This is a genomic window from Coprococcus intestinihominis (assembly GCF_040096555.1).
GTDB classification, from domain to species: domain Bacteria; phylum Bacillota; class Clostridia; order Lachnospirales; family Lachnospiraceae; genus Coprococcus_A; species Coprococcus_A intestinihominis.
Map to the genome: position 1 here is coordinate 1 of NZ_JBBMEK010000039.1, position 18,390 is coordinate 18,390.

General features: G+C 45.3%; 13 protein-coding genes. All 13 read left to right on the forward strand.

Annotated elements, in window-relative coordinates:
* A partial coding sequence (locus WMO25_RS04875; RefSeq protein WP_349084358.1) for a tetratricopeptide repeat protein occupies window positions 1–260 on the forward strand: 260 nt, incomplete at its 5' end.
* A gap of 124 nt (window positions 261–384) precedes the next feature.
* Complete coding sequence (locus WMO25_RS04880; protein WP_349084360.1) at window positions 385–1,143, forward strand: hypothetical protein; 759 nt, start codon at window positions 385–387, stop codon at window positions 1,141–1,143.
* 68 nt (window positions 1,144–1,211) lie between these two features.
* Complete coding sequence (locus WMO25_RS04885) at window positions 1,212–1,799, forward strand: YdcF family protein (RefSeq protein WP_117540383.1); 588 nt, start codon at window positions 1,212–1,214, stop codon at window positions 1,797–1,799.
* Window positions 1,800–1,815: 16 nt separating this feature from the next.
* Complete coding sequence (locus tag WMO25_RS04890) at window positions 1,816–3,324, forward strand: hypothetical protein (protein ID WP_349084362.1); 1,509 nt, start codon at window positions 1,816–1,818, stop codon at window positions 3,322–3,324.
* A complete protein-coding gene (locus WMO25_RS04895) occupies window positions 3,324–4,133 on the forward strand; it encodes a DUF6063 family protein (protein WP_015513891.1) in 810 nt (269 codons plus the stop codon). The genes WMO25_RS04890 and WMO25_RS04895 overlap by 1 nt, the downstream gene beginning before the upstream one ends.
* Complete coding sequence (locus WMO25_RS04900; RefSeq protein WP_349084364.1) at window positions 4,120–8,580, forward strand: coiled-coil domain-containing protein; 4,461 nt, start codon at window positions 4,120–4,122, stop codon at window positions 8,578–8,580. The genes WMO25_RS04895 and WMO25_RS04900 overlap by 14 nt, the downstream gene beginning before the upstream one ends.
* An 81-nt stretch (window positions 8,581–8,661) precedes the next feature.
* Window positions 8,662–11,232, forward strand: a complete 2,571-nt coding sequence (locus WMO25_RS04905) for a hypothetical protein (protein WP_349084366.1) — start codon at window positions 8,662–8,664, stop codon at window positions 11,230–11,232.
* Window positions 11,233–11,815: 583 nt separating this feature from the next.
* Window positions 11,816–12,619, forward strand: coding sequence for an electron transfer flavoprotein subunit beta/FixA family protein (locus WMO25_RS04910; RefSeq protein ID WP_349084368.1), 804 nt, complete (start codon window positions 11,816–11,818; stop codon window positions 12,617–12,619).
* A 13-nt stretch (window positions 12,620–12,632) separates the two neighbouring features.
* Entirely contained in the window at window positions 12,633–13,637 is a 1,005-nt protein-coding gene (locus WMO25_RS04915; RefSeq protein ID WP_349084370.1) for an electron transfer flavoprotein subunit alpha/FixB family protein, read from the forward strand.
* Between the two features lie 390 nt (window positions 13,638–14,027).
* Window positions 14,028–15,053, forward strand: coding sequence for an FAD:protein FMN transferase (locus WMO25_RS04920; protein WP_349084372.1), 1,026 nt, complete (start codon window positions 14,028–14,030; stop codon window positions 15,051–15,053).
* Between the two features lie 16 nt (window positions 15,054–15,069).
* Window positions 15,070–17,037: an FMN-binding protein gene (locus WMO25_RS04925; protein ID WP_349084374.1), complete on the forward strand. Its 1,968-nt coding sequence runs from the start codon at window positions 15,070–15,072 to the stop codon at window positions 17,035–17,037.
* Window positions 17,038–17,087: 50 nt separating this feature from the next.
* Window positions 17,088–17,540: an FMN-binding protein gene (locus WMO25_RS04930; RefSeq protein WP_349084375.1), complete on the forward strand. Its 453-nt coding sequence runs from the start codon at window positions 17,088–17,090 to the stop codon at window positions 17,538–17,540.
* Window positions 17,541–18,353, forward strand: coding sequence for a 4Fe-4S binding protein (locus tag WMO25_RS04935; RefSeq protein WP_349084377.1), 813 nt, complete (start codon window positions 17,541–17,543; stop codon window positions 18,351–18,353).
* Window positions 18,354–18,390 lie beyond the last annotated feature (37 nt).

Consider the following 18,390-nt stretch of genomic DNA (forward strand, 5'->3'; position numbering starts at 1 on the left):
AGAACAACCTGGCATTCTGCTATCAGAAGGGCAGAGGCGTACATAAGGATGTCAAAGAGGCCATTCGACTCTATGGAGAAGCCGCAGCGGGCGGTCATGCCAGTGCACAGTACAATCTGGGTTACTGTTACTGGTACGGCGAGGGCGTGAAGACAGATAAGAGCAGAGCCATTGAGTTATTTAAGCAGTCTGCGGATAACGGCAATGCCAAAGCGGCTCAGATGCTGAAAATACTCAGTCAGCACTTATTTATGAAGTAAGGTGCCTGACAGGGGGATGGATAAATGGACATCATTGTCAGTTTTTTTGAAAGTATCATAGATGGGGTTATTGACTGGATCGTGAACCGATGTGTGAAAGGGTTTAAAAACAGGAGGAAGAACAATGGATCATACAAAAATGCCAATGAATGAAGTGTTGACACCGGATGAAAAACTGGTGGCGGATTTTATAAAGACAAGAACAAAGAAAGTACTGGACGATATCCAGAGGCTTTCAAAAGAGCAGAATGCTGATATATCAGAATGGGCAGAGAGTTTTGCCTATCTGGCAAGAACTTACGGCAGAGATTCCGATGAAACTTTCAAGTGGTTCAAATACTATTTCAGAGAGGGCATGATTCCGGCCAACGTGGCACTGCCACTGGTTGTGCAGGTATATCTTGACAGCAGTGTAGACGGCGGTTTCGTCAATACATTTGCCAAGGCATTCAAACAGGAACCGGAAGATGTCAGAAATCAGAGAATCGAAGACATGAAACAGGAACTGGCTGAATATATTGATAGTGACGGCAATCTGACTGTTTACCGCGGCAGCTTTGAGCGCCCATTTGGCAGAGAAGACGACGCCAGCAGAGTTATTGAGAAAGGATTTGCTTTCAGCCTGGACAGGGAAGTGGCGAAAAACTATGCCATTTGCTGGTTCCCTGAAACAGCGAAGATTTATGAAGTGAAGGCACCGCTTTCAGATGTGGCATGGTACAGTAATTATGATGAGGAAAAGACTGTCATCCTGTTGCCTCAGAATAAGGGCGGACAGTGGACGGTGGCATCTGAGGAAGTTGTTCCGTCATCCGAATACGGTTCGGACTCTGAAAAAGCAGTTGCCGTACAGGCTTATGCTTCTACTTTTAAGAGAAAGTAAAGAAACGGACAGATGATAGAAGCACTGACAGAAAGAAGTGCCGAAAATCGGCAAAGAGCATTCAGAATATGAAGTTTTTGAGAGATATTACGGAGTTTATTTTTCTTGAAGATCTGCCGAAAAAGGCAGATATCATCATCGTACCCGGCAATACATGGCCGCAGCCTGCAAGGAGGGCTGCGGCGCTGTATCAGGCGGGGATGGCACCTTATATTGTGGTGTCCGGCAGATACAGCAAAGGCCGGTCGGCTTTTGAGGGGCCATCCTGTGACAGGGAATGTTATAAGGGTCCTTATGCTGCAGAAGCGGATTTCCTGACAGATGTGCTGATGCAGGCAGGCGTGCCGGGAGAAGCCATTCTTCAGGAAAGAGAAGCCACATTTACTCTTGAAAATGCTGAATATATCAGGAAGATGCTGGAGGAAAAGCACCTTCCGATAAAAAGGGCCATTATCTGCTGCCAGGCTTTTCATGCCAGAAGATGCAGAATGTATTTTGAGTATGTATTTCAGGACAGGGAGATTGAATTCCTGATGTGCCCAGCGGTTACACAGGGCATCAGCCGTGATAACTGGGCGGAAAGCAAAAAGGGGCTGGAGACGGTTCTGGGAGAGCTGAGACGCTGCGGCGAACAGTTTTCCTGGATGTTGCAGTAGATAGCAGGAGGAGAAAGTGGACAATTATATTTTAATGAATGATATGGTGCAGGACCATGAGGCGCGTATGATGCATCTGAAGCGTTATTATCCTTTTTTCAGATTAATGGATACCGGATTGTCCCAGTACAGGGACGGAAGTTACGGACGCCTGGATATGTCATATATTGTCCTTGCCGTCCTGCGTTTTTTTATTGAGGCGAATCATTTTCAGGATCAGCCGGTATGCTATGAGGATTACAGGCAATTCATGGCCGGACTTTTGGTGAGAGATTTTGATTTTACCGAAGAAGAGGCCGATGATGAACTGTATCAATACATTTTTGATAAATTATGCAACGAGGGACGACCATTTGAACTGGATTACTATGACCCGGCCGCCCATCAGCAGAAAACACTGCGAGTGCGTCTGATTGAGAGTGAACTGAAAGATCAGCAGGTACTTTACAGAATTTCATCTGATGCGGTGGCTTTTTATCTTGATACAAAGGAAGTTCGGGAGGAAAGCCATATCAGCGTTGCCCAGCTGCTTCTTGAGAAGATGATAAAAGCGCAGAATTTCAGAGGCGGGCTGGAGGTTATCGGGCGCATCAACATGGAAGTGGGACGCCTGATGGAGGAACGACATGAGATCCAGACACTTTTGAACCGCCATGTGACGGAGGGGCTTGCTGCACTGGAGAATTATCATGATCGTCTGATGAAGTGGTTTAGTGAGGAACAGCGCCTTTTTGCCTCGAATATGGCATTGTCTGCAAGGGCTGTGCAGAAAATGGAGACGGACAGGATCACCGGTGAGGCAGCGGAGGAAGTCTATCAGCTGGATACGGCGCTGAAAAATGCCATGAAGCGTCACGAAGAGCTGATGCATGCTTATATGCAGATGCAGAAGGCCGGAGATGAGGCGCTTGCAAAGGCGAAAAGGACACGTTTTCGTCCTTCCGTGGATTTTATGGATGTGGGACAGCGGATGATTGAGGCGGATGATCCGGAACTCCTGACATATCTGGTGCTGCCGCTTTTTGCACCGAAGATAAAGAAGACATTTCCGATGTCCCGGGTGGACGACCTGCTGCTCTATAAGCCGGAGGAATCGGCGGCAGGTGAACTGGTGGAAAAGGGCCGGGAGCAGATGTATGTTTATGAGGATGAACTTGCAGAGGAGAGAATGAAGGACAATTTCAGTTATCTTCTGAGGGTACTTCTGGACAAGATTAAACAGAAAAAAGAAGTAACGCTGGCACAACTTAATGACCTTTATGCCATGAAATTCCCGGATCAGGTACTGGAAAACAGAGATTACTATGCGTTTCTTGTACACCTGAGCCAGAAAGAACATTATGATCTGGATATGATCAAGGATCATCCGGATACATTTCTTGAGGATACCATGGCGGATTTCCTGAAGGCGAATCCGGGATATGAAGGACTGAAATTCAGGCTGATTTATCTGCCGGATGAAACAATCTCCATTCTGGAGCGGTTTGAAATGAGTAATATTCGATTTGAAAGGACGGAAGAATAATGGATCACAGAAATCTGGACAAAGCAATGGAGATATTTGCATGTCTGATCACAGGGGAGACAGTGGGCAGGGAAAACCACAGAGATCTCTATGAAGCCTACAGCAGTCAGGCGGAGGTTTATGACATTCTGGATGCGGTTTTAAAGAAATCCAATCTTCGTCTTTATGAATATCACAATACACTATATGTGACTGCCGGAGATGAGAACAGGGTTTTCGGCTACACTAACGACGAGCTGAAAAAAGCCATCGGGCTGCGTCTGAACAGAGAATTATTTCTGGCGTACCTCATTATTTATGACGTGATGACGCTGTTTTATGAGACCACCTCCGGGGAGGCAGCACTGACCTATGTGAAGACAGATATGGTCATTGAAAGTACAACAGCTCTGCTTTCCGGTGTGATGGCGAGACTGGAGACGATTGTTCAGAATGATATTGAGGAAAACAGTTTCAGAACATTGGCATTATTGTGGGATGAGCTGCCTCTGATGGCTGAAAATGATGATATTTCCACATTAAAGGCTGCCAGAGGGTCCAAAACAGGTTTTGTCAAGCTGGTCTTCAATTTTCTGATCACGCAGGCGCTTTTTGTGGAATCGGCGGGCAAATATTATATAACGGACAGAATGCGGGCGCTGGTCGAGAACTATTTTGACAGCTGCAAAGGACGGCTGTATGAAGTCATTGAACAGAGCAGGCGGGGCAATATGGAGAACATTGAGAGAAAACGGCAGGGTGATGTGAAGGAACCTGTGCAGGACCGAAACAGCAAGACAGAGGAGGATGAGGAAAATGCCGCATATTAACAGAGTGCGTGTCAATAATGTACGCTATAATTTCGGTACACAGTTTTATGACGATTTTATTATGCGCTTTGACTGTAAAAATGTGCTGTATGACCTGGCCAACGGCGGCGGCAAAAGTGTTCTTTTACTGCTTTTGCTTCAGAATCTGATTCCGAACTGTACGCTGGATGACAAGCAGCCGGTGGAAAAATTATTTCGCGGTGAAGGCGGCAGTACGGTCATCCATTCATTGATCGAATGGAAGCTGGACGATTATCTTGTCAAAGATGATTACAGATATATGTTGACGGGATTCTGCGCCAGAAAGGCAAAAGATGATGAAAATCAAAATGCAGCAGGGGACGCAGCGGCGATTGAATATTTTAACTATGTCATTTTTTACAGACATTACAATGACAATGATATCGTGAATCTTCCGCTCAGCGACGGTAAGGAAAGAATTACATGGCCGGGGCTTAAAAATTACCTCAGAAATCTTTCAAGAAAGGATTACCAACTGCAGGTTCATTTATTTGAGCGCAAAGGTGAATACCAGCGTTTTATCAGCCGGTATGGACTGTATGAGAGCGAGTGGGAAATTATCCGTGGGATCAATAAGACGGAAGGTCATGTGCGGACCTATTTTGAAAGTCATTATCGGACAACCCGCAAGGTGGTGGAGGATCTTCTGATCGAGGAGATTATCCAGAAAGCATTTATGGCGCGGACATCGGAACGGGCTGAAAATGGTGATAATATGTCGTTGATGGCGGATACGTTGTATCAGATCAAAGATCAGTTAGCGGAGCTGACCCGCAAGAAAGCGGAAATTGGCCAGTATGATAGACAGCAGGAAGTTATGTACAGCCTGGGTGAGCGGATCCGGACGCTGGATGTTATGTATGGTGAGAAAATGACACTGCGGATGGACATTGCCAGAGCATGGCAGACTGTACTTGCCAGACAGAAAAACAGGACTGCGGATCTGGCAGCGGCCAGAAGAGAACAGGAGCTGGCAAAGGGGCATATGGAAGACTATGCCAGAAAGCTGGAGACGGTCAAAATCCAGTCCAGCAAGGAACAGCTGGCCTATCTTGAAAAGGAAGCGGCCGACTGCAGCGAAAAGCTTGAGAAATTACAGCTGGAACAGGCTGTCAGCAGGGATGATCTGAACCTCAGAGAGAGTATGAATGATTACCTGGAATATCTGGAAGAACAGCAGAAATATCAGGCCGTGGAGAATATGATCCGTCATAGTACGGATGGGCAGAAGGAGCAGCTGGCACAGCTTCGGGCTTATGCAAAGGCATGGCAGAAACGTTGCCAGAAGCGGATGACTGTTTTGGATGACCGTATTGTACAAGGCCGGAAAGAAATGGAAAATCTTCAGCAAAAGCTGGATGAACTGGCATCATCAGAGCGTGAAGATGACAGAATGCTGGCGGTTCTGGAGCATCAGTCCCAGGAAAACCGTGAAAAGGAGCAAATGTATCTGAAGGATTTTGCAAGGCTGAGGGAAGCATCAGGACTTCTGGTGATTGAGGAAGTCGATAAGGAACTGCTCAGCCAGAAAAAGAAACTGGAAGCAAAGGAAGCTGAACTGATGCAGCTCATGGAGGATGCGAAAGCCGCAGAGGCAGAAAAAAATGAACAGCAGCTTCAGGAAGCCCGGAATACACAGATGTTGGGACATATCAGGACATTGATCCGTGAGGGCAATGAATTTATGGCAGCCTGGCAGCGGGAATATGAGCAGATCGCCAAACTGCTTCAGGTCTATCAGGTGACAGAAGCCGGTTTACTCAAGGAGCATTTGTTTGCACGCTATCGTAAGCTTGCGTGTGATATTGAAGAACGTCAGAGACAGGAAGCTGCACTGAAAGAAAAAATTCATCAGTTGGAAAATGGCGGGCTGATGCGTATACCTGCGGATGTTCAGGATTTTATGGATTATATCCGAACATGCCATGGCATTACCTGTGTTTATGGGGCTCAGTATCTTCAGGAAACAAATGATGCAGAGCGGCGTGCACTGCTTGCACGGATGCCGTTTTTGCCGTACACAGTGATTTTAAAAGATGGTTTTGCAAAAGTAGCGGCGGATGAACTTTTAAAGGAAAAAGATTTCGGGGAGCATGCGATTCCTGTGATCAGTCTTGAAACGGTACTTTCTGAAGAGGAGCCGGTGGAGAAGAGCCGACTGCTTTTTGCCGGAAAAGGCAGCAGTTTCTATCTGGATGAAAATATGCGTCATAAAGTATGCGCACAGAGCCGGGAGCAGCTGACAGAACTTCAGCGGGTGATTGCCCGAATGGAGGATCAGCAGCAGACCTATGAAAAAGATATGGAGTCAGTGAGCAGTTTTCTCCTTGTCTATGATAGCAAAAAGGAAGAAAACAGACAAGCGCTTCGGGAAAACCAGAAGAAAGAGCTGGCGCTTCTGGAGAAACAGAAGTTGATCAAAGACCGGATACAGCAGTTGGATAGGCAGCTGTCCGGGGATGCTGTAAGTATTGAGGAAGCCGGGAAGCAGGCGGAGACGGCAAAAGAGCAGTATGCGGTACTTGAGTCACTGCGGGATGTCAATACAGCATTGATTGAGACAAAGCATCTGATCGAAGAAGTCAGACAGAAATATGGAAAATTGGCGGCAAAAAAGCAGGAGGAAGAACAGACCGCAACTTTGCTGCACACCAAAATGCAGGAACAGTCGGAAGTGTGTGAACATACAGTCAGTGAGAAAGATCTGCTGATAAAAGACTGGGAAGACAACTGGAAGCTTTATGCTGTTGAAACAGACGGACAGCAGTTTTTGGGTGAACAGCCGTCGAAAGGACAGGTGCCGGAAGATTTGACGGATGATGCGCTGCGGGCGGCCTTTTATGGCATTCGTGACGCTTATGAGAAAGAACATATGGATCTGGATGACAAAAAGCAGCTGATGGAAAGCTATGCACGTTCTATGGAGCGTCTGACAAAGAGTATTGCCGATAGAAATCTCCAGATGGCGCGTATGGAAGATCTGCGGGCGGATGGCCAGATTTATCAGACAGCGGCTGAGAATATCAGGCAGATCAGGCAGGACCTTGAGAATATGGCACAGCAGGTCGATAATATGCGGCAGCAGCTGACGGCTATTGAAGCGGACAAGAATCGTCTGTACGGCAGTGTTGCTCAGGCAGTCAATGTGATTGAGGAAAAATACGGTGCCTATAAAGAGGTGGCGTTAAATGATCAGAGTTATGAATCCTACGTGGAGAATATGCGTCAGCTCTATGAAAATACTTCGGCGGAGTATCGTTCGCTTACTGGACGTATTGAGCGTCTGACAAAGGAATTGTATGCGCTGGAGGGAATCAGGCATGATGTGGAACGCTTGATGAAGCTTTGCCATGTACAGGAAAATCTGACAACAGAAACATTGGATGAGCAGATCGGATTGAAGCGCAGATATGAGGAACTTCTGAGGCGTTATGAGCAGATGCAGTCCCAGTATTTTGCAAAAAGAGATGCGTTTGAAAAGGACAAAGCCAAAGCAGTGTCAGAACTGCATCAGTTAGGTGCAGAAGGTCTGGCGGCAGAACTTCGTGAACATCTCAGCCTTCCGGAGAATGCAGAAGCGGCAGGCAGAGTGATGCAGGAAATTGAGGAAACCATTGCCCTGATCCGTATAGAGAAAGAGCGTGTCGGAAAAAACATGGAAGACCTTGTCAGCATCAAGGACAGTTTTGAAAGTCAGTGTCTTCAGATTTGTCAGAACATCCGGATGGAACTGGATAAACTGCCGAAGATGTCTGCGATTGTCATGGATAACGAGCAGATTCAGATGGTCGGCCTTACCATACCTTATGTTAAAGAGAATTTTTACAAAGAGAAAATGTCTGCTTATATTGATGATATTGTTAATCAATCGGATACCCTTGGAACGCAGGAAGAGAAAATGCGCTATATCCGGCAACAGTTGGCCTGGAAGCGGCTGTTTTCGGTGATTGTAACAGATATGAATGCCATTCGGCTGACACTCTACAAGAGAGAGAGAATTGCCAGCCAAAGTCGTTATCTGAAGTATGAAGAGGCGGTGGGTAGTACGGGGCAGTCCCAGGGAATTTATATTCAGTTCCTGATTGCAGTGATCCATTATATTTCAGCTATTCATGCAGGCGCGGCTGCAGGTGAGCATCTCAGGAAAGTCCTGTTTATTGATAATCCATTTGGCGCAGCCAAGGATATTTATATCTGGGAGCCTATTTTTGCCTTATTAAAAACCAATGATGTACAGTTGATTGTTCCGGCAAGAGGTGCAACGCCGGCAATTACAGGTAAATTTGATGTCAATTATGTTTTGGGACAGAAGCTGATGAACCATCGTCAGCAGACGATCGTCGTAGATTATCACTCCAATGTGAAGATTGACGAAATGGAATATGTGAAGATTAATTATGAGCAGGAAGTTTTTGACTTTGTTTAGGACGTTAGTTGTCAAGTGTTTACTTGTGTGTTAAAATGCCCTTAGCGGAGCCGACGGCTTTGCAGTGAGGAGATGAATAAATTGGAGAATAATAAGATAAATGAAGGCGCGCTGACCAAGCAGATCAAGACCCTTGTGATGCAGGAGCGTTATGAAGAAGCCATGAAGGTTCTGGATGAGATTGAAGTCAGCAAGATCCGCAATATCTCTATCCTTTGCCTGGTCGGTGAAGTTTATATGGGCCTGAAGCGTTATGATGAAGCAGAACAGATTCTTCTGCGTGTTTATGAGAAGAATCCGAATACAAGACGAATCCTTGATCTGCTGACAACGTTGTATATTGATAAAGGTGAGTATTCTGAGGCAGAATATTATTATAAAGAGTTCATTGGTGTGGCATCCAGAGATCTGCATCGCTACATTCTGAGATACAGATTGGATAAGGGCAAAGGGGAACGTCTTTCTGTTTTGATCGATACCCTTGAGAAGTTAAAGGATTATGAATACATAGAGGAGTGGGCTTATGAGCTGGCGACTTTATATGAGGCCAGCGGTGAGACGAAAAAATGCATTCATGAATGTGATGAGATCGTGCTGTGGTTTGGCCATGGAGAATATGTGGACAAGGCCATTGCGCTGAAATGTAAATTGACAGGTGAGCCGCTGCCGGAGATTTCAACGGTTGAACAGCATCGCGTTGAGGAAGAACAGCGTGCGGCCCATGAGAAGCAGATGACAGAATCTATAGGTGCAGAGATGGGCATTGAGGGTTTTGCCGGTGCGGATTATGAGGGAAGCATTGATCTTGATCTCATTCAGCGGGCAATGGATGGGGCAGCGCCTGAAGCGGCAGATGAACCGATTGTCGAAACAGCTGTGACAGAGGACATACTTCGGGATGAAGTGATTGTGGAAGAGCCGATATTAGAAGAAAATGAAGAGTCGGCGGGAAGCGCTGAAGGTGAAGAGACGCAGGATGCGGCAATGGCCGTTGATGTGGGAAATACAGACAGTGAAACGGTGAATGCAGATGGAAATACGGCAGATGATGACGGGCATGCGGAGTCTGCTTATGAAGACAGTGAGGCAGAACAGCCGGATGAAGAAAATGAGAAGTCTCATATTGCCCATCTGTTCAGCTCATTGATGTTTGGCAGGAAAGAGAAAGAGAAAGAGAAGCATTTTGACTGGTCTACTCTGAAATTGGCCAAAGAAAAAGGGGAAAAGCCTGACGAGATCGAACTGGCTGCTGCAGCGATCACTGCCGCCCAGAGCCAGGAGAGTCAGGCAGGCGAGAAGGATGAAGATATTTTCCTTCATGAGGAAATGCCTGTTGAGGAAATGTCAGAGAATACGGTGGCAGAGGATGCACCGGAGAAAGAAGTGCCGGAATCAGAAGAAGCCGAAGATGCAGCGATTTCTACAGAGGGACTCAGCGAGGAGGATGCAGATTTCTTCGGCAAACTGATGGGTGAAGATCTTGTTGCGGATTACACACGCAGCCAGGACAGTGAAGAGGAGATCATTGTGGATGATGATGGTGAGTCAGAGGATACGGTTATTATCGATGATGATGATGATTCAGAGAATGAAGCACCAGAAGCTGCAGCTGCGGAAGATGAAATTATCATAGACGGTGATGATGAGAAGGATGAAGTCATTTCGGAGACAAAAGAGGATACATTGGATGATCTGTTTGGCATCGCCGGTGAAGTCCATGAAGATGAGCTGATAGATGATGATGACGAAGATGAAGATGATGACGAAGATGAAGTGATCTCGGAGGATGACAGCAGCAGTCAGAATGATTCGGCGGACGAAGAAGAGGATGAAGATGACGAGGAGGATGAGATCTCGGATGATATTCATGCCTCTGATACAGTTCTGGATATTTTCGGCACGGTGACAGGTGTAGAGAGTATTAAGAGTCAGTTGGCGAAGACATTCACCAAGTTTGAAGATCCGGCACTTGACAATATGGACTTGCTGGCACCGTATGATATTAACTTTGTTGTAACCGGTTATGATATGAGCGTCAAGTCCCAGATCGCCATTGGTATTGCAAAGGCCTTGAATACATATGGCATCTGTGATAAGAACAAGCTTGTCCGAGCAACGGCACAGGATCTGAATGGCCGGGACTTTTCTATGATCTTTGAGAAACTGAAAGGCGGCTGCCTGATCATTGATGGAGCAGATATGCTGGATGATAAGGCTGCGGGCATTATTGTTGATTTTGTTCAGCAGGACAATCAGGACGTAGCCATTGTTCTGGAAGGCGAAGAGGATAAGATCAAGGAATTATTCAGAAAATATCCGGTTCTTCACAGCAAGTTCCTGAATATCATTCATATTGGCAAGTACAATGAGAATGAACTTGTTCAGCTGGCAGAGGGATACGCCAAGAAGAAAGGCTATGAGATCTCAGGACCGGGAGCAGCTTCGCTGAAGACATTGCTGCGTGAACGTATGCAGGATGGCTATTCGGTTGATTATGAAGATATCATGGCCATTATCGAGGAAGCGATTGCCAGCCTTGAAAAGCGCAACATGAAGAATCTTTTCATGACTGTTCTTGATAATAAATACGAAGAAGCAGCCATGTTCATGCTTCAGCCGGAGGACTTTAAGAACATCAACATACCGGACTAAAGCAGGCTATAATGGGAATATTGGTATACTGTCTATAAATGCTATAAAAACTGCATTGTACCGGGATATAAAATAAACGCAGTATGGTCAGTAAAATTCAAAAAGGGATTCTGAACGGTAGAATCCCTTTTCGGATAATTGAAGTCCGTACTGCACTTATTTGGGGTACTGCAGCTTTTGAACCTAAAAAAAATTGGTCCGACAAAAAAATAACTGAGTTGTCACAAATATTCGAACATCCGATTGCGTGCAAGCAATAAAAAATATTTCGCATGGTAATTAATATAAGTACAAACTATTGTATACTATGTGCAATTTTGACTGATTTTGAATTTATTATGAAAAGCCAACTGTGCCTTTTTCACAAAATAATTCGACGAATTTCAATAAAATAGCGGAATTAATGAATTTTAGGAATAAAAAACTTACTTTTTGGAACGTTGAAAAGTTGGTCAAAATCTTGACAAAACATTCTAAAACGTGTAGGATGTATGTAGTGGCGTTTCTGAGAGATTCATTACATATTTAATCTGGTATGAATATGTGTGATTAAGAAGCTTACTGAAATAAGGAGGTATTTATTTTGAGAATCTTAGTATGTGTAAAACAGGTACCTGATACTGCAGAGATTAAGATCGATCCAGTAACGAATACACTGATTCGTGCAGGTGTACCAAGTATTGTCAATCCATTTGATGCATGCGCACTTGAAGTTGCAGCAAGAATCAAAGACGCAGATCCAAGCACAGAGATTACATTATTATCCATGGGTCCAGATCAGGCAAAGGATGCATTAAGAGAGTGTCTCGCAGTTGGCGGTGACAAAGCATATCTTTGCAGCGACAGAAAATTCGGCGGTTCTGATACACTGGCTACAAGCTACATCTTAGCTTCAGCTATCCAGTCTATCGAAGAGAAAGAAGGCAAATTTGACCTCATCCTTGCTGGTAAACAGGCTATCGATGGTGATACAGGTCAGGTTGGTCCTGAAATTGCAGCACATATGGGTCTTGCACAGGTTACATATGCAGCAGAAGTTTCTGTAGAAGGCGATGATATCATCGTTAAGAGAGAAAGCGACAAAGGTTACGATATGATTTCTGTTCAGAAACCAGCAATCGTAACAGTTGTTAAGACTGAATTTGACCCAAGATATCCTACAATCAAGAGTAAGATGGCAGCCCGCAAGAAAGAAATCACAGTTATCACATCAGAAGATATTCCGAATATCGATCTGACACGTTGTGGCCTTAAGGGTTCTCCTACAAAGGTTAGAAAGACATTTACACCAGTGAAGAATAAGAACTGTGTAATGGTTAATGAAGGCGAAGTTGAAGTATCAGCAGTTAAGCTTGTTGATCTGCTTGTAGACGCCAAAGTACTGTAAGGAGGATATGGGCATGAGTTTTGAAGAATATAAGAATCTTTGGGTATTTGTAGAGACAGAAGAGAATGAAGTAAAGCCAGTTGGCTACGAACTTCTTAATCCAGGCCGTGAACTTGCAGATAAGATGGGCGCTAAGCTTGTTGCAGTTGTTATCGGCGGTAAGGTTGAAGATATCGCTAAGAAAGCAATCGAATACGGTGCTGACGAAGCTATTCTCGTTGAAGGCGACGAATACTTTAACTATACAACAGATGCATACAGCATCGCTATGAAGACACTTGTTGACAAGCATAAACCATCAGCAATCCTGATTGGTGCTACCAACAACGGCCGTGACCTTGGTCCTAAGATGGCTTGTGATCTGAATACAGGTCTTACAGCTGACTGTACAGGTCTTGACTATGATGCAGAAGCTGGCAACATGGTTTGGACACGTCCGGCATTCGGTGGTAACCTGATGGCTATGATTCTTTGCCCAGACAACCGTCCGCAGCTTGGTACAGTTCGTCCAGGTGTATTCAAGAAACCTGAACTGGTTGAAGGCAGAGAGGGTACAATCACTCGTGAAGATATCCATGTAGCTGCTGATCAGATCAGAACAAAACTGATCGAGAGAATCGAAGAAGTTGCTGAAGCTGTTAACCTTGAAGAAGCTGAAATCATCGTTTCCGGTGGTCGTGGTGTAGGTTCAGAAGAAGGCTTTGGTGTTATCCGTGAGTTAGCAGATGTACTTGGGGCAACAGTAGGTGCTTCCCGTGCAGCTGTTGATGAAGGTTGGATTCCACGTGCACATCAGGTAGGCCAGACAGGTAAGACTGTAGGTCCTAAGCTGTACATCGCTTGTGGTATTTCCGGTGCTATCCAGCATGCTGCTGGTATCTCTGGTTCTGATTGCATCGTAGCAATCAACAAAGACCCAGACGCACCTATCTTTGATGTTGCTGATTATGGTATCGTTGGTGACCTGTTCACTATCATCCCTATCATGATCGATCAGATCAAGAAAGTAAACGCATAATTTCATACCAGATGTATTATGTTTGCCCCGCGGCCAAAGCCGCAGGGCTTTTTGTATGCCGCGGGGGAAAATTTCGAATATCGCCATGGTTAAGCGCTGGCAAAGAAAATAAATGAAAATGAGTTACGTTACTGTTAATGATAAGTTATTATCAACTAACTTAAAATAACTGAGAAAATTTTATTGCTAAATCCTATTAAGAGAATTTATCATTTAAGCCGCATGTTTAGCGGCTTTTTTAATTGACAGCTTTTTTCTTACGCGATAAATACTAATCGTTAGCAGGACCTAACTGAATGAAAGGATATTATGATGAAGAAAATAATAAGAACTATTATGATATCTGCGACAATTGCTATTTTGACAGCCTGTTCCGGGAGAAATGATTCAATGGAAACTGAGGTCTCTTCTGAGGTGAGTTCTGAAAACGTTGTCACATCTTCGGAACTGACTTCAGAAAATGCTTCTGATGATGCAGAGGCGGTCAGAGATGTTTTTGCCATGGATACCTATATGACAGTGAAGGCTTACGGTTCTAACGGTGATGCGGCTGTTGATGCAGCGGTGGATGAGATTAACCGACTGGATGCGCTGTTGTCCACAGGTAAGAAAGACAGCGAGATTGGGCAGATTAATGCGAATAATGGCGGACAGTTATCAGAAGATGGTGCGGTACTGATGGAACGTTCTCTGGAACTTTATAAAAGCACCAATGGCGCATTTGATGTGGCGATTTACCCGGTGATGAAGGCCTGGGGATTTACTGACGGCAATTATCAGGTGCCGGATGCAGACACATTGAAGGCAACGCTGGAACTGGTGGATCCTTCTTTGATTGATTATGACAAGGAGACTTCAACCGTCAGCTTCAAAAAGGATGGTGTCCAGATTGATCTCGGTGGTATTGCCAAGGGCTATACATCCTCCAGGATTATGGATATTTACAAGGAGAAGGGTGTGACAAGCGGCCTGGTGAATCTGGGAGGAAATGCCCAGGTATTTGGTACAAAACCAGATGACAGCTTGTGGCGTGTAGCGGTTCAGAGCCCCGATTCAGAAGATGAATATCTGGGGGTTCTTGAGACGAAGGATAAGGCCATTATTACATCCGGCGGTTATGAGCGCTATTTTGAAAAAGACGGTGTGACATATCATCACATTATCGACCCGTCAACAGGATATCCGGCGGATAACGGCTTAATTTCCGTAACCATTGTCAGTGCGGACGGTACATTGGCAGATGGTCTTTCTACATCTTTGTTTGTTATGGGAAAGGACAAAGCCACTGATTACTGGAAAGCGCACAGTGATGAATTTGATATGATTCTCCTGACAGATGATGAAAAGCTTTATGTCTCAGAGGGGATAAAAGACAGCTTTACATCAGACAGAGAATTTGAAATTGTAGAAAAGTAGAAGAGGATGACGCAGGATGAAGTTTTGGAAAAGATTTGGCGGCTATATGCCGATTCTTGCGACAATTGTTGTCGTGGGATGCGTCGGTACGGCGCTGAAAGGCTATGCAGCGCCGGTTTATGAGGTAGAGCAGCCGGAAAACATTCAGAGTACCGAAGCAGATGCAAAAGAGAAAAAGCAGGAAACAGAAGAAACTGAGCAGGCCAAGAAGGGAAACTTCGATTTGGCAGATGGTTTTTACAAGGGCAGCGGCACCGGTTTTGCGGGTACAGTTTCTGTTTCTGTAGAAATTAAAGACAAGAGTATTATTGCAATCAATATTCTCAGCACCCAGGATGATGAGGCTTTCTTTAACAGAGCCAAGGGTGTCATTGACAAAATTATTGCCGGACAGACACTGGATGTGGACGTGGTGTCCGGAGCAACCTACAGCTCCAACGGTATCATCAGTGCTGTAAAGAATGCCCTGACCGGAGAGCAGGATACAAGCACACCGGCTACGACGGCAAGCAGCAGTAGTCAGAGTTCACCATCCATTGAAACGGTGGATGATTCCAATCAGACATGGCGAGACGGCATCTACTACGGCAGCGGTACCGGATTTAATGGCGAAGTACAGGTTGAGGTGGTGATTGCTGATGGGAAAATCAGCAATATCAGCGTGGTCAGCCATAATGATGACAGTAGTTTTATGAGTCAGGCCCAAGGATTGATTCCGAATATCATCAGTTTCCAGAGTACCAATGTGGATGCGGTTTCAGGTGCTACTTACAGTTCCAGAGGTATTATTGATGCGGTGCGTGCGGCACTGAGACAGGCAGTAGTTAATGGTTCTTCAAATGATGCCGATGACAGCAATGATGACAATAACAATAATGACAATAACAACAGCAACAATAATTCGACAATTGTCGAAGGAAAAGTACCTTACGAAGAGGGTATCTATTATGGCACAGGTGAAGGATATGCCGGGGATATTCAGCTGGCAGTTGTGATCCAGGATAAGACCATCAAAGCCATACTGGTGACAGAATGTGAAGATGATGCTGCTTTCTTTAACAGAGCCAAGAGTATCATTAACGAAGTTCTGAAAAACCAGTCAACAGATTTGTCAGGTATTGACACTGTGTCTGGAGCAACGTACAGCTCCAACGGTATTGTCGAAGCCCTGAGGGAAGCTTTCAAAGCAGCTGAAAACGGTAACAGCGGCAAGCCGGCTGAATCGGAAACGGAGACAGAAACTGAGACTGAAACGGAAAGCGAAACAGAGACAGAAGGCGAAACAGATACTGAAAATAGCGACAGCGTTTATATTGATGGTGCCTATACCGTCTCTGTTGTGTGTGAACCTGATGAGGATCAGGATTTTGAAGCTTACAATCTGTCAATGACCGTTCATATCAAAGATGACAAAATTACAGCAGTCACAGACATTGTCGGTGATGGCGATCAATCCAATGAAAGCTATATCAAACGTGCAGCAGAAGGTACTTCAAAACTGCCGGGGGTTGTAACGCAGATTACAGAAAAAGGCGGCCTTGATGCCATTGATACGGTGACAAGAGCAACCTGTTCATCCAATACCATTATCGAGGGATGCCAGAAGGCATTAGAGGCTGCAAAGCGGACACCGGAAGAAACAGATGAGACAGAACCGGGAGAAAGCGAGACAGAGAAACCGGCAAACAGAATCTATGCAGACGGCGCTTATACAGTATCTGTCATCTGTGAGCCGGATGCAGATGGAGATTTTGAAGCTTACGACTTGACGATGACGGTTCAAATTGAAAATGACCGGATTACAGATATTTCAGGCATCAGCGGCAATGGTGACAGCGACAATGACAGCTATATAAAAAAAGCGGCCCAGGGTACTTCAAAGTATGTGGGTGTGGTGACACAGATTACAGAAAAGGGTATGCCGGAAGGCATTGATGCAGTTGCAAGAGCAACCTGTTCCTCCAATGCGATTATCGGAGGCTGACAGAAAGCACTGGATGAAGCAAAAAAACTGGCAGAGAAAGGTAAATAGAGATGAAGACATTTTCGGTTCGAGCGGTGAATCTGGTACTTATCGTTGCATTGTTAATCGGCTATAACACTGTATTGACACTGCGGGATAAGGATGATCAGATTGCGAAACTGACAGCAGACCTGGAAAGTGCCAAATTATATAAGCAGTCTGTCATGCAGTCCAAAGAGGATGCGGCAGGCGGCAGTTATGAAGATGACATCTGGAAAGGCGAGGCACAGGGATTTGGCGGAGTCATTCAGGTGGAAGTCACTGTTGAGGGCGGTTCCATTACAGATATCAGTATTGTATCAGCAGAAAAGGAGGATGGCGCTTATCTTTCCATGGCGGAGGATATTATCCCGACAATCATTGATGCACAGAGCGCAGATGTAGATACGATCAGCGGAGCAACATTCAGTTCCACCGGGATTAAAAATGCAGTTGCGCAGGCATTGAAAGAGGCGGTAAAATAAATGAGCAAAATCGATATACATCATCTTACAAAAAAGCAGCGCAAGCAGATGCACGGCTGGCTTCGGGCAATCATACAACTTTTATATTTCCTGTTTCTGCCCTCAGCTTATACAGCCGCTTTTGCAGGCGTCAAATATATTTTCACACAGTTGGGTGCAGGAGAAAAAATCGGTCTGACCTCTTTTGTGTCGGTACTGATTGTTCTGTGTCTGTATACCATTGTATTCGGGCGTTTCTTCTGTGGATTTGCCTGTGCATTCGGAAGTTTTGGGGATGCAGTTCACTTTGTCTATGTGTGGATTTGCAAAAAAATCAAGAAAAAGCCGGTGAAACTGCCGGAAACAGTGACTTCAAAACTCTCAATGGTGAAATACGTTGTGCTGGCTGTGATTGTACTCCTTTGCTTCAAAGGTGTGTACAGTCAGACACAGGGGTACAGTCCATGGGATGTTTTCTCTATGCTGCATGCCTTTAACTTTAAGTTAGGCGGCTATCTGCTGGGAATTGTCCTGCTGGTACTGATTATGGTGGGCATGGCCCTTCAGGAAAGATTTTTCTGCCGATTCCTGTGTCCGATGGGTGCAGTATTCTCATTACTGCCGATGCTGCCGTTCTTCACCCTTAAGAGAGAACGGGAACAGTGTATCAAAGGCTGCAGTGCCTGTACAAAACAATGTCCGTCAGACATCGGTCTGCCGGAGGCCGGTTCGCTGGATGTCAGCGGTGACTGTTTCCAGTGCCAGAAATGTATTGACACCTGTCCACGGATGAATATCCATTGTGGACTGCCGGGTATCAAAGGAATGAAGTGATATTGACTTTAATCAGGGCATTGATTTTACTTGGCCT

Excerpts from the sequence above, each read along its gene's own strand:
- WMO25_RS04925 (WP_349084374.1), top strand. The coding sequence starts at position 15,070 with ATGAAGTTTTGGAAAAGATTTGGCGGCTATATGCCGATTCTTGCGACA.
- WMO25_RS04885 (WP_117540383.1), top strand. The coding sequence starts at position 1,212 with ATGAAGTTTTTGAGAGATATTACGGAGTTTATTTTTCTTGAAGATCTG.
- WMO25_RS04880 (WP_349084360.1), top strand. The coding sequence starts at position 385 with ATGGATCATACAAAAATGCCAATGAATGAAGTGTTGACACCGGATGAA.
- WMO25_RS04915 (WP_349084370.1), top strand. The coding sequence starts at position 12,633 with ATGAGTTTTGAAGAATATAAGAATCTTTGGGTATTTGTAGAGACAGAA.
- WMO25_RS04895 (WP_015513891.1), top strand. The coding sequence starts at position 3,324 with ATGGATCACAGAAATCTGGACAAAGCAATGGAGATATTTGCATGTCTG.
- WMO25_RS04935 (WP_349084377.1), top strand. The coding sequence starts at position 17,541 with ATGAGCAAAATCGATATACATCATCTTACAAAAAAGCAGCGCAAGCAG.
- WMO25_RS04920 (WP_349084372.1), top strand. The coding sequence starts at position 14,028 with ATGGAAACTGAGGTCTCTTCTGAGGTGAGTTCTGAAAACGTTGTCACA.
- WMO25_RS04930 (WP_349084375.1), top strand. The coding sequence starts at position 17,088 with ATGAAGACATTTTCGGTTCGAGCGGTGAATCTGGTACTTATCGTTGCA.
- WMO25_RS04900 (WP_349084364.1), top strand. The coding sequence starts at position 4,120 with ATGCCGCATATTAACAGAGTGCGTGTCAATAATGTACGCTATAATTTC.